Genomic DNA, 11,221 nt, shown 5'->3' on the forward strand with positions numbered 1-11,221 from the left:
CGATCCCGCCCGGCACGGCAACGCCGTACGCCTCATTCAACCTGGACAAAACGATCTGCTCGCTGCCTGAGGTTGACACAGGGAGTGTCATGCCGGCTCCTCGGCCGGGAAGATCAGCAGCCGGTCCGGCGGGAAGCCCACCCGTAACGGGTCGCCGGGCGCGAGCCGTTTGTCGGTGCGCAGGTGCAGCATCACGCCGTCGGTGGTGCGGACCTCGGCGGCGACCTCCCGGCCCTGGTACTCGACGACCTCCACGGTGACGTCCAGGTCGCCGGCGAGGCTGACGTCCTCGGGGCGGATCGCCGCGACGACCGGGTCGCCGTCACCCACGGTGCCGACGACGGTGCCCTTCACCCGTACCCCCGAGGGGTTGATCTTGATGAACGCGCCGTCGGCGCGACCCGGCAGCAGATTGCGGAAGCCGATGAAATCGGCGACGTGCCGGTTGGCCGGCCGGGTGTGCACCTCCTCCGGGGTGCCGATCTGCTGCACGCGGCCGTCGCGCAGCACCACGAGGCGGTCCGAAAGTGATAGCGCCTCCTCCTGGTCGTGCGTGACGTAGACGGTGGTCAGGCCGAGCGCCTGATGCAGCCGGCGGATCTCGGTGCGCATCTCCAGCCGCAGCTTCGCGTCGAGGTTGGACAGCGGCTCGTCCATCAGGACCAGCGAGGGTTCGACCACCACGGCGCGGGCGATCGCGACCCGCTGCTGCTGCCCGCCGGAGAGCTGGCCGGGCAGCTTGGTCGCGTGCTCCTCCAGATGCACCAGGCGGATCGCGTCCGCGGTGCGGCGCCGGGCCTCAGCGCGCGGCACGCCGCGCATCTGGAGACCGAAAGAGACATTCTTCTGTACGGACATGTGCGGGAACAGCGCGTAGTTCTGGAAGACCATCCCGAAGCCCCGCTTCTCCGGCGGCAACGTGTCCAGGCGGGTGTCGTCGCGCCAGATGCTGCCGGCGGTGAGCGGCAGCAGCCCGGCCAGGCAGTTGAGCGCGGTGGACTTGCCACAGCCGGAGGGACCCAGCAGGGCGATGAACTCGCCCCGCCGGATCTCCAGGTTCAGGTCGGCCAGGGCGTCCACGCCGGCGAACCGGCGGGTCACCCCGTCCAGGCGGAGCCGCTCGAAACCGGTCACTTCTTCACCTTCGAGCCGCCGATCTCCCGGTCCCAGCGGTCGAACGCGGCGACCAGGGCCTTCGCGTCCAGCGGCACCTCCAGCGGGTTGTCGGCGATGAGCTGCTCGTACTCCGGGCGGCCGAACTCACTGATGGCCTGCTGGCTGTCGGCCGGCGCCATCGACAGCGGCACGTCCTTGATCGCCGGACCGGGGTAGAAGTAGCCCTTGTCGTAGGCCTTGGCCTGCTGTTCCGGGGTGAGCATCCAGTTGAGCAGCAGGAGCAGGGCGGCCTGCTTGTCGACCGGGACGCCCTTGGGGATGACCGCGTAGTGCGCGTCGGTGACCCAGTGGAAGCCCTCCAGGGTGCCGACCTGCGCCTCCTTCGGCACGGTGCCGAGCACGCGCGGGTTGATGTCCCAGCCGGTCGTCGACGCGATGATCTTTGCCGAGCCGTTGGCCAGGTTCTTCATCGTCTCGCTGGTGCTGGACGGGTAGAGGGTGATCTGGGCGTCGAGCTCCTTCAGGTAGGCCCAGGTCTTGTCCCAGCCCTTCACCGGGTCCTTCGGGTCGGCGTCGCCGAGCAGGTACGGCAACCCCATCAGCAGCGTGCGGCCGGGGCCGGAGTTGGACGGCCGGGCGTACTGCACCGCGCCCTTGTTGGCCTTGGCGTAGTCGAGCAGCGCCTGCGCGTTCTTCGGCGGGGTGGGCACCCGCGACGGCAGGTACTCGATCAGCGGCCCGGAGGGGTAGTAGGTGACCGTGACCCCGTGGTCGCCGGCGAGTTTCTGCATGTTGGCCGCGCCGGGCAGGTAGTTCTGCATGCCGCTGAGCCGGGCCGCGTGGGTGGGCAGCAGCGGGGTCCACAGTCCCTGGTCGATGCCGGCGGCGAGGCCGTCCACCCCGGTCAGCACCAGGTCGATGTCGACCCGGCCGGCGTCCTGCTGCGCCTTGATCTTGCCGACCAGCTCGGGGGCGGTCGCCTTGGTGTAGGTGACCTTGCTGATCACCTCGCCGTTCCTGGCCACGAAGTCGTCGATCATGCCCTGGGTGAGCTGGAGGTTGCCGGCCACGTCGAGGGCGTTGACGGTCACCGGCTGGGCCGGCTTGTCCGGCACGGTGCCGCCGGTGGTGCCGGAGTCGTTGTTCGACTCCGGTGGGCTGCATGCCCCGATCAGCGGAACGGTGACGGCTACTGCACCGAGAGTGAGGAACTGGCGTCTGCTGGACGGCATGGTGGTCTCCTGGGGATGGAGTTAGCGCGGGCCGGTGGAGCCGCGCACGATGAGCTGGGTGGGCAGCACCCGGCGGGCGGTGGCGGGGCGCTCCCCGTCGGCCATCAGTTCGAGGAGGAGCTCCACCCCGACCCGGCCGATGTGTTCCTTGGCGATGGCGACCGTGGTCAGCCCGGGGTTGACCAGGCCGGCGAGCAGGATGTCGTCGAAGCCGACGACGCTGATCCGGCCGGGCACGTCGACGCCGCGAGCCTGCAGGCGGTTCAGCAGGCCGAGCGCGACCAGGTCGTTGTAGGCGAGCACGGCGGTCGCCGGCGAGGCGATCACCAGGTCGGCCACGGCGGTGCCGCCCTCCACGGTCGGCGCCACGTTGCCGATCTCGACCAGATCCATTCCGTACGAGGTGGTGGCGTTCTTCAGGCCGCGGAGCCGGTCCCGGTTGGACCAGGAGGTGCGCGGGCCGGCCACGTACGCCACCCGCCGGTGCCCGAGCGCGTGCAGATGTGCCACCGCCTGGCGCATCCCGTCCGCGCTGTCCGCGGTGACCGACGGGAAGGAGTTGATCCGCCGGTTGAGCACCACCATCGGGGTCTGCCCGGCGAACGCCTTGATCTCGTCGTCGCCGGCGCGGGGTGAGCAGAGCAGGAACCCGTCGACCTGCTTGGCGAGGGCCCGGATGAGCGGGACCTCCACGGCCGGGTCCTCGTCGGTGTCGCTGAGGAAGACGGCGTAGTCGAACCGGCGGGCCTGGGTCTGGATCGACTTGACCACGCTGGGGAAGAACGGGTTCGCCAGGTCCGGCAGGACCACGCCGATGTTGCCGGTCCGGCCGGTGATCAGACCGCGGGCGGCCCGGTTCGGGTAGTAGCCGAGGTTGCGGGCGGCGCTGTGCACCCGCTCGCGGGTCTCCGGGCGCACCTGGTCGGGGTTGGCCAGGGCCCGGCAGACCGAGGACGGCGACACCCCGGCGAGCCGCGCCACGTCCTTGATCGTCACCGCCACGGCCGAAATCCCCCCTGTGATCTTTCGATGGAGATCGATGGGTTGTCGGCCAGTCTGGAATCGTTTCCGGAATATTGTCAAGCAGCGCCGGACAGCTCGGCTCCAACCTGGCCGCCCTCGACTTCGCCCTGCCGGACGGCGCCCGACGCGTCCTCAACGCCACCCAGTGACCCGGCCAGGGTGTCTGACGGGGGCGGCGCCAGGGGCCGCGGCGCGAGAGTGAGTCCGTCGATCGCTTCAACCGCTGGAGGGCAGGGCAATGGTGGACTTCAAGATCGAGGTAGTGGTGCTGCCGGTCTCGGACGTGGACCGGGCCAAGGAGTTCTACCGCCGGATCGGCTTCCGTGAGGACGTCGACTACGCGGGCCCGGGCGGCTTCCGGGTCGTGCACCTCACCCCGCCCGGCTCGGCTGCCTCGATCATCATCGGGTCCGGGATCACCGAGGAGACACCCGGCACCGCGCAGAGCGTGCACATGATCGTCGACGACATCGTCGCGGCCCGGGCTCTCCTCGCCGAGCGCGGAGCTTCGCCGAGCGAGATCTTCCACGACGCGGGCGGGGTCTTCCACCACGCCGGCGTCGTGGACCGGGTGGCCGGCCCGCATCCGGACCGGCAGTCGTACGGCTCGTTCCTGTCCTTCACCGACCCGGACGGCAACGTCTTCTTCCTGCAGGAGGTCACCCAGCGCCGGCCCGGGCGGATCAGCCACGTCGTCTACGGCTCGGCCGCCGAGGTGGAGAAGGCGCTGCGCGAGGCGGCCACGGCGCACGGCGAGCACGAGAAGGAGCTCGGCCACTACGACGAGGCATGGCCCGCGTGGTACGCCGCCTACATGGCCAAGGCCGCCGGCCTCGGCGCCTGACGCTCTCCGGGCCTCCCGCGCCGCGGGAGGCCCGGACTCACAGCTGCCGGGTGTGCAGGTGGCCGGCGCGGGGGAACGGCGGCTGAGCCGGCAGAACCCGGCGCAGCTCGAACCCGCTCTTCTCCGCGACCCGGCACGAGGCGGCGTTGTCGACCTGATGCATGAGGTCGAGCTCGGTGCGGCCGGCGGCGCGCGCCCACCCGCAGATCGCCTCAAGCGCGCGGGGCGCCACGCCCCGGCCGCGGAACGCCGCGACAGTCCAATAGCCGGCCTCGGCCCGCTCGGCGTTCTTCAGGACCACGCCGCCGGCCAGCCGGTCCCCGTCGTGGACCGCGAAGCTCAGACGCTCGCCGGACGCCCAGCCGTGGTCCTGCGCGCCGAGCCAGCGCTCGGCCTCCGCGACGTCCGGCGCGGGCAGGCTGGTCCACCGCCGCAGCAGCGGGTCACCGGCGGCGGCCACCACCGCCGGCAGGTCGCCGGCGGACCAGGGGCGCAGCCGCAGCCGCCCGTCCGCCGACCACAGTTCGATCGTCATCCGGCACACCCTAAACGTCGCGCGTCCTCGACAAGGCAGCGGAGCAGCAGTTCCCTCTGCCGAGGGTGCACTGTCCGGTGGAAAGAGAACACGGCCTGATCACCCAGCTCATGAGGTTGCCGGGTGGCCGGGCGGACATCGGGCGGCCAGGGCAATGACTCGTAGATGCCGACGTCCGTGCCGTCCTCGGGGCCGCACCTCCAGACGCGTCGGGTCGGTGTCGAGACGCCATGCGACGCGCAGAACCTGCCAGATCGCCTTGCTGTCGGCCGAGTCGAGTTGGCTCCTCCACAGCAGCGCCTGTCGCCGCCAGTTCTCCACTATCCCGGCTACTCGTCTACTGATGGCACGACCGCTGAACACCTTGACCAGCGGATTGTCCGGCACACCGAGCAGCCCCACCGCGTCTCGGTAACTGAGTGGGCGAGACCCCATCCACCGGCGCTAGCGGATGCGGTCGTAGACCAGGGCGAGCGTGCCGTGGTCGCCGGCGGCCTGGCTGGTGAGTGACCAGCTGTTCGTGGGCAGGCCGTCGTCGAAGAGGCGCGGGCCGCCGCCCAGGAAGCGCGGGACGATCACCAGCGACAGGCGGTCGACCTGGTCCGCGGCGAGCAGCGGCTTGATGACGCTGACGCTGTTCAGCACAGCGATGTCGCCGCCCTCGGTGGACCGCAGGCCGGCGACCACCTCGGTCGCCGGCCTGTCGGTGACGGTGGCGTGCTCCCACGGCGCCGCGCCCAGCGTGGAGGAGAGCACCACCTTCTCGGTGTCGACGAGCCACTGCGCGAAAGCCTCGTCGCGCGGGTCGGCGCCGGCTGTGCCGATGATGGTGGGCCAGTAGCCGAGGAAGCCCTCGGCGTTGACCCGGCCGAGCAGGGCGGTCGTGGCGGGCTTCCAGAGACGGGTCATGTGGTCGCGGGCGACGTCGGTCACCGCGTAGGGCATCACCCAGCTCATGTCGATCGGGTGGTCCGGGTGGGCGTAGCGGCCGTCGAGGGACAGGGTCATGTTGGCGGTCACGCGGCGGGTCATTGCGGGCTCCTCGTGAGGGATCGGGCGAGCTTGTCGAGGCTCTGGCCGAAGCCGATCTCGATGCCCGCGATGAAGTCGGCGGAGTCGGTGGTGCTGTCGGTCACGCGGTAGTCGACGTCGAGCTCGGTGCCGGCGCCGGTGCGGCGCAGGGTGAGCTCGACGTGGGCGGTGAAGGCGAGCCCGCCGCCGGGCAGCAGCGGGGAGAGGTGGTAGGCGAGACGGTCGTGCGGGTGGGCCACGTCGACGGCGCCCTCCGCCCGGCCGACGACCTCGGAGTCGTCGGCGTCGCGGTATTCCTGGACGATCCGCCCGCCGGGGTGGGCCTCGAAGACCAGCTCGGAGACGAGCAGGTCGTCGGGCGTCCACCAGCCGGCGAGCAAGGCCGCGTCGGTGAGGTGGCGCCAGACCAGCTCGGGTGCCTCGGTCAGGGACCGCTGGAACCGGAACGAGCGGCCGTCGGCCCAGCCCGGTGCGTCCGCGGCCAGTCGCTCGGCGCCGAGGCTCACGCCGTACCTCTCGAAGGTTGTGCTGTTGTGCTCGGCGTCGGCGGCGAGCCGGCCGAGCGTTGCGGCCAGGTCGCGCAGCGGCCCGGGCCGCAACGCGTAGACGCGGCGCTGGCCGGTGCGCTGGGAGGTGACGACGCCGGCGCGCTCCAGGGTCTGCAGGTGCTTGGTGGTCTGCGGCTGGCGGGCGCCGGCGAGCTCGGCCAGGACGCCGACCGGGCGGGGGCGCTCGGCCAGCAGGGTGACGAGCCGCCAGCGGGCCGGGTCGGCGAGCGCGGCGAGTAGTTCCTCCATGCACCAAAGCATTCTCCACAACGAATATTCTTGTCAAGGAATACTTTCTGCGGACCGGTCACTGGCCGGGTGGGCCAGGGACGCACCCTGGGGCGACCGGTCACCGGCCGGGACGACCATGTCGGCATGCGAACTTTCGATGTGGTGGTGATCGGCGCCGGACCCGGCGGTGAGGTGGCGGCCGGCCGGCTGGCCCAGGCCGGCCTGGACGTCGCCATCGTGGAGGCCGACAAGGTCGGCGGCGAGTGCTCCTTCTACGCGTGCATCCCGTCGAAGGCCCTGCTGCGCCCGGCTGAGGTGCTCGCCGAGGCCCGCCGCACGCCCGGCGTCACCCTCGACGGGCAGCTCGACGTCGCCGCCGTGCTGCGCCGCCGCGACGAACTGATCGGCCACCTGGACGACGCCGGCCAGCTGCCCTGGCTGGCGGAGCGCGGCATCACCCTGATCCGCGGCTGGGGCCGGCTGGCGGGGGAGCGGCGCGTCGCCGTCGGCGACGAGATCATCGAGGCGCGCCGGGCGGTCATCCTCGCCGGGGGTACGCGCGCCGCCCTCCCGCCCGTCGCCGGGCTGGCCGAGGTCCGGCCGTGGACGAACCGGGAGGCCACCACGGCCCAGCGGATCCCGGAGTCGCTGATCGTCATCGGCGCCGGGGTGGTCGGCGTGGAGATGAGCCAGGCGTACCGGTCGCTCGGCGCCCGGGTCACGCTGATCGGTCACCTGCTGCCGCGCGAGGAGGACTTCGTCGCCGAGCAGGTCGGCGCCTCGCTCACCGCGCAGGGTGTGGACCTGCGGGCCGGTCGGGCGGTCGAGGCGCGCCGCGCCGGCGGCCGGGTCACCGTCACCCTCGACGACGGGTCCACGGTGAGCGCGGAGGAGGTGCTGGTGGCGGCCGGGCGGGCGCCGCAGGACGGCACGTTCATCGAGGTCGACGAGCGGATGCGGGTGCCCGGGCGGGACTGGCTCTACGTGGTCGGCGACCTCAACGGGCGCGCGCTCTTCACGCACATGGCGAAGTACCAGGCGGCGCTCGCCGCCGGCGACATCCTCGGCGGCCTCAAACCCCTCGGCCATCTCGCCGACGGCGCCGGCTCACCGCGGGTGATCTTCACGGACCCCCAGGTGGCCGCGGTCGGTCACACCAGCGCCAGCGCGGCGGCGGCGTCCTTGACCGTACGCGTGATCGACGTCCCCACCGACGGCAACGCGGGTGGCGCGTTCACCGGCGGGGCCGCGGGCACCGCCCGGTTCCTGGTGGACACCGACCGGGACGTGCTGGTCGGCGTGACGATCACGGGCAGTTCGGTGGCCGACTTCCTGCAGGCCGCCACGATCGCGATCGTCGGCGAGGTGCCGATCCGGCGGCTGCGCCACGCGATCCCGGCGTTCCCCACCCGCAGCGAGATCTGGCTGCACTTCTTCGACGCCCTGGGAGTGTGATCATGGTGGAGTACCTGCTCGAGGTGATCGTCATCCCGGTCGCCGACGTCGACCGGGCGCAGGAGTTCTACCGGCGGATCGGCTTCCGCGAGGACCTCGACTACGTGGGCGGCCCGGACTTCCGGGTCGTGCACGTCACCCCGCCCGGGTCGCACTGCTCGATCGTGTTCGGCACCGGCATCGGTACGGCCGCCCCCGGCTCGATGGAGAACGTGCACCTGATCGTCGGCGACATCGAGCAGGCCCGGGCGGAGCTGATCTCCCGGGGTGTCGAGGTCAGCGAGATCTTCCACGACGCGGACGGGGTCTTCCACCACGCCGCCGAGGAGAAGCGGGTGCCGGGGCTCTATCCGGGGCGGTTGTCGTACGGCTCGTTCGCCTCGTTCCGTGACCCGGACGGCAACGGCTTCCTGCTGCAGGAGGTCACCGAGCGGTCCACCGGCCGCTGACCGGCGGCGGCCAGGGGCACGGGTGCCCGGGGCCAGTGGCTTTCCCTGGGGCCGGGGGGATCACCGGCGTGTGAGCGTGAGGGAACCAAGGCACCCGCCAGAGAGGACAGACCCTCATGGACACCAGCAGTTCCCGCCGCCAGTTCCTGCTCACCACCGGCACGGCCGCGGCCGCCGCCGGGCTCGGCCCGATCGTGTCGGGCGGCTCCGCGGCGGCCGCCGCCGGCCCGCTGCTCACCGGGCACCGTCCCGCCTTCGGCCCGCTGCGGCAGATCGACGCGGGGGTGCTCAACGTCGGGTACGTCGAGCTCGGCCCGGCCCGCGGCACCCCGGTGATCCTGATGCACGGCTTCCCGTACGACATCCACAGCTACGTCGACGTGGCTCCGCTGCTGGCGGCGCACGGCTACCGGGTCGTGGTGCCGTACTTCCGGGGGCACGGCACCACCACCTTCCGGTCGGCCTCCACCCCGCGTAACGCCGACCAGGCGGCCTTCGCCCTGGACATCCTGGCGCTGATGGACGCCCTGGGAATCCGCCGGGCGATCCTGGCCGGTTACGACTGGGGCTCGCGGACCGGCGACATCATCGCCGCGCTCTGGCCGGAGCGGGTCAAGGCCCTGGTCTCGGTGACCGGTTACCTGATCACGAACCTCGCCAAGAACAAGACGCCGCTGCCGCCGGCCGCCGAGAACGCCTGGTGGTACCAGTACTACTTCGCCACCGAGCGCGGCGTGCAGGGGCTCACCGAGTACGCGTACGAGATGGGCGAGTTCATCTGGAAGTTCAACTCGCCGACCTGGAAGTTCTCCCGCGCCGAGTACGACCGCACCGCCGCCGCCTTCCACAACGACGACTACGTGCCCATCGTGATCGGCAACTACCGGTGGCGGCAGAGCCTGCTGCCGATCGAACCGGAGTACGCCGCCCTGGAGGCGCGCCTGCAGAACAACCCCGACATCACCGTCCCGACGATCACCATCGACGGCCGGTACGACCCGTTCACCCCGGCCGGCAACGGCAGCTCGTACCGGGACCACTTCACCGGCAAGTACCGGCACCGGACCTTCGACGTCGGCCACAACGTGCCGCAGGAGGCCCCGCGTGAGTTCGCCCGGGCCGTCGTCGACGCCGACCGGCTCTGACCCGGCGAACCGGCCGGGTACCGCGAGGTACCCGGCCGGTGGCGGATCGAGGTCAGCGCAGGTGGAGGCTGGAGGCGAGCTCCTGCCGGGACGCGATGCCGAGCTTGGTGTAGACCTTGCGCAGGTGCCACTCGACGGTACGCGGGCTCAGGAACAGCGCGGCCGCGATGTTCGGGTTGGTCCGGCCGGCCGCGGCCAGCCGGGCGATCGCCGACTCCTGCGCGGTCAGGGCCGCCTGGTGCGACATGCCCGGGATCTGCCGGCGGACGGTCTCACCGGTGGCGGCCAGCTCCCGCCCGGACCGCTCGGCGAACGCCTCCGCGCCCATCGCGGTGAACGCGTCGTGCGCCACCCGCAGGTGCAGCCGGGCCTCGGTGCGGCGGTTCGCCCGGCGTAGCCACTCGCCGAACAGCAGGCGGGCCCGGTGCCCCTCGATCGCCGTCTCGGTGGTGGTGAGCAGCTCCACCGCTTCCCGGTACCGGTCCTCGGCCCGGTTCTGCGGGCCGGCGAGAGCGTCGGCGAGCGCCTGCACGCCGAGCGCCCACGGGGTGCCGGCGACCGCGGTCCGTTCGGCGAGCCGGTCGCGCGCCTCGGCCGCCGCGGCCATGTCGCCGGTCCGTACGGCTGCCTCGACGAGCTCGCTCAGCGGCCAGCCGTGCAGCGCCAGATCCTGATAGGCGGCCGCGTCGCGGGCCGCCTCCAGCGCGGTCTGGTGATCGCCCAGGCCGTTGTGCAGCACCGCTTTCACGTAACTGGCCAGCGTGTGCAGCCGGCCGTCGCCGCGCTCGGCGGCGTCGCGCAGCTTGGAGTCGATCAGCTGCATGGCCGGCCGTTTGCGCCCCCGGTACGCGGCCAGCGCCAGCCGCGACGACTGCTGGACCGACCCGCCGGTGGCCTGGCTGACCGCGTCCACCTCGTCGAGCAGGTTCGCCGCGTCGGCGAAGCGGCCCGCGTAGAGCAGGCTGCCGGCCCGCAGCGCCAGGGCGGTGGGCAGCAGCGACAGCGCGCCGGTCTCCCGGGCGAACCCGACCGCCTGCTCGCTCATCCGGTAGGCGAGGTCCATCCGGTAGACCTCGTGCGCCACCGGCGACGCCAGCCAGATCAGGCCGATGTCCTCGCGCGAGCCCATCGCCTCCAGCGCCCGGCGCAGCGCCGGCAACGCCACCGCCCGGCTGTCCAGGACCCAGGAGACCAGGCCGGCCAGCAGCAGGTCGGGAAAGCTCTCCCCGGACGGCACGTCGCGGGCGGCCAGGGCGGCCTGGCGCAGGTCCTGCTCACCGAAGCGGCCGGCGTAGACGGCCGCGCCGATCGCGGTGAGGAACGCGTCACGCGCCGCCTCCCGGTCGAAGCCGCGCAGCCGGTCCGCGGCGGCCAGCAGCGGCGGTCCCGCGGTGCGGCCGGGCGCGAGCACGAACGTCACGTGCGCCCGCAACCGCTCCACCCGGGCCCGTTCCAGGGCGCTGAGCGGTGCGATCTCGGCGGCCGCCAGCAGGTCCGGGACCAGCGCGTACGAGCCGGCGTCGGCCCGGGCGGCGGCCGCGTCCACCAGCAGCGCGCCGCGGCGGCCCGGGTCCCGGGTCAGCTCGGCCGCGCGCTGCAGGAAGGCCGCGG

Annotated in this window: 12 protein-coding genes; 4 read left to right on the forward strand and 8 right to left on the reverse strand. The window is 72.4% G+C overall.

Annotated elements, in window-relative coordinates; translation table 11 throughout:
• Positions 1-87: 87 nt before the first annotated feature.
• From AB0F81_RS47470 to AB0F81_RS47480, 3 genes are read right to left on the reverse strand one after another with little or no spacing between them, the layout of a single operon-like run.
• On the reverse strand, positions 88-1,134 hold the full coding sequence (locus tag AB0F81_RS47470) for an ABC transporter ATP-binding protein (protein ID WP_360210367.1): 1,047 nt from the start codon (positions 1,132-1,134) through the stop codon (positions 88-90).
• Positions 1,131-2,348, reverse strand: coding sequence for an extracellular solute-binding protein (locus tag AB0F81_RS47475; protein ID WP_360210369.1), 1,218 nt, complete (start codon positions 2,346-2,348; stop codon positions 1,131-1,133). The genes AB0F81_RS47470 and AB0F81_RS47475 overlap by 4 nt, the downstream gene beginning before the upstream one ends.
• A gap of 21 nt (positions 2,349-2,369) precedes the next feature.
• Positions 2,370-3,350 (reverse strand): LacI family DNA-binding transcriptional regulator, encoded by a 981-nt coding sequence (locus AB0F81_RS47480; protein ID WP_360210371.1) that lies wholly within the window; start codon positions 3,348-3,350, stop codon positions 2,370-2,372.
• A gap of 259 nt (positions 3,351-3,609) precedes the next feature.
• Between AB0F81_RS47480 and AB0F81_RS47485 the strand changes: the two genes are divergently transcribed.
• On the forward strand, positions 3,610-4,215 hold the full coding sequence (locus AB0F81_RS47485) for a VOC family protein (RefSeq protein WP_360210373.1): 606 nt from the start codon (positions 3,610-3,612) through the stop codon (positions 4,213-4,215).
• 37 nt (positions 4,216-4,252) lie between these two features.
• On the opposite strand, the gene AB0F81_RS47490 is transcribed toward AB0F81_RS47485, so the two are convergent.
• The 4 genes from AB0F81_RS47490 to AB0F81_RS47505 all read right to left on the reverse strand — a co-directional run bounded on the left by AB0F81_RS47490 (position 4,253) and on the right by AB0F81_RS47505 (position 6,579).
• Positions 4,253-4,750, reverse strand: a complete 498-nt coding sequence (locus tag AB0F81_RS47490) for a GNAT family N-acetyltransferase (protein WP_360210375.1) — start codon at positions 4,748-4,750, stop codon at positions 4,253-4,255.
• 108 nt (positions 4,751-4,858) lie between these two features.
• Positions 4,859-5,152, reverse strand: a complete 294-nt coding sequence (locus AB0F81_RS47495; protein ID WP_360210377.1) for a hypothetical protein — start codon at positions 5,150-5,152, stop codon at positions 4,859-4,861.
• A 42-nt stretch (positions 5,153-5,194) separates the two neighbouring features.
• Positions 5,195-5,782 carry a dihydrofolate reductase family protein gene (locus tag AB0F81_RS47500; RefSeq protein WP_360210379.1) on the reverse strand — a complete coding sequence of 196 codons (588 nt, stop codon included), beginning with the start codon at positions 5,780-5,782 and terminating at the stop codon, positions 5,195-5,197.
• Positions 5,779-6,579: a metalloregulator ArsR/SmtB family transcription factor gene (locus tag AB0F81_RS47505; protein WP_360210381.1), complete on the reverse strand. Its 801-nt coding sequence runs from the start codon at positions 6,577-6,579 to the stop codon at positions 5,779-5,781. Before AB0F81_RS47505 ends, AB0F81_RS47500 begins: the two co-directional genes overlap by 4 nt.
• Before the next feature lie 126 nt (positions 6,580-6,705).
• Here AB0F81_RS47505 and AB0F81_RS47510 point away from each other — a divergent pair, with 126 nt between their 5' ends.
• From AB0F81_RS47510 to AB0F81_RS47520, 3 genes are all read left to right on the forward strand, one after another.
• A complete protein-coding gene (locus AB0F81_RS47510; protein ID WP_360210383.1) occupies positions 6,706-8,016 on the forward strand; it encodes an NAD(P)/FAD-dependent oxidoreductase in 1,311 nt (436 codons plus the stop codon).
• A 2-nt stretch (positions 8,017-8,018) separates the two neighbouring features.
• Positions 8,019-8,465 carry a VOC family protein gene (locus tag AB0F81_RS47515; RefSeq protein ID WP_360210385.1) on the forward strand — a complete coding sequence of 149 codons (447 nt, stop codon included), beginning with the start codon at positions 8,019-8,021 and terminating at the stop codon, positions 8,463-8,465.
• A gap of 116 nt (positions 8,466-8,581) precedes the next feature.
• Positions 8,582-9,610, forward strand: a complete 1,029-nt coding sequence (locus AB0F81_RS47520; protein WP_360210387.1) for an alpha/beta hydrolase — start codon at positions 8,582-8,584, stop codon at positions 9,608-9,610.
• 52 nt (positions 9,611-9,662) lie between these two features.
• Here AB0F81_RS47520 and AB0F81_RS47525 read toward each other — a convergent pair.
• On the reverse strand, positions 9,663-11,221 hold a 1,559-nt coding region (locus AB0F81_RS47525), incomplete at its 5' end, for a LuxR C-terminal-related transcriptional regulator (protein ID WP_360210389.1).

The organism is Actinoplanes sp. NPDC024001 (genome assembly GCF_040638955.1).
Classification (GTDB): domain Bacteria; phylum Actinomycetota; class Actinomycetes; order Mycobacteriales; family Micromonosporaceae; genus Actinoplanes.

Excerpts from the sequence above, each read along its gene's own strand:
- AB0F81_RS47485 (WP_360210373.1), top strand. The coding sequence starts at position 3,610 with ATGGTGGACTTCAAGATCGAGGTAGTGGTGCTGCCGGTCTCGGACGTG.
- AB0F81_RS47490 (WP_360210375.1), bottom strand. The coding sequence starts at position 4,750 with ATGACGATCGAACTGTGGTCGGCGGACGGGCGGCTGCGGCTGCGCCCC.
- AB0F81_RS47505 (WP_360210381.1), bottom strand. The coding sequence starts at position 6,579 with ATGGAGGAACTACTCGCCGCGCTCGCCGACCCGGCCCGCTGGCGGCTC.
- AB0F81_RS47475 (WP_360210369.1), bottom strand. The coding sequence starts at position 2,348 with ATGCCGTCCAGCAGACGCCAGTTCCTCACTCTCGGTGCAGTAGCCGTC.
- AB0F81_RS47510 (WP_360210383.1), top strand. The coding sequence starts at position 6,706 with ATGCGAACTTTCGATGTGGTGGTGATCGGCGCCGGACCCGGCGGTGAG.
- AB0F81_RS47515 (WP_360210385.1), top strand. The coding sequence starts at position 8,019 with ATGGTGGAGTACCTGCTCGAGGTGATCGTCATCCCGGTCGCCGACGTC.
- AB0F81_RS47520 (WP_360210387.1), top strand. The coding sequence starts at position 8,582 with ATGGACACCAGCAGTTCCCGCCGCCAGTTCCTGCTCACCACCGGCACG.
- AB0F81_RS47500 (WP_360210379.1), bottom strand. The coding sequence starts at position 5,782 with ATGACCCGCCGCGTGACCGCCAACATGACCCTGTCCCTCGACGGCCGC.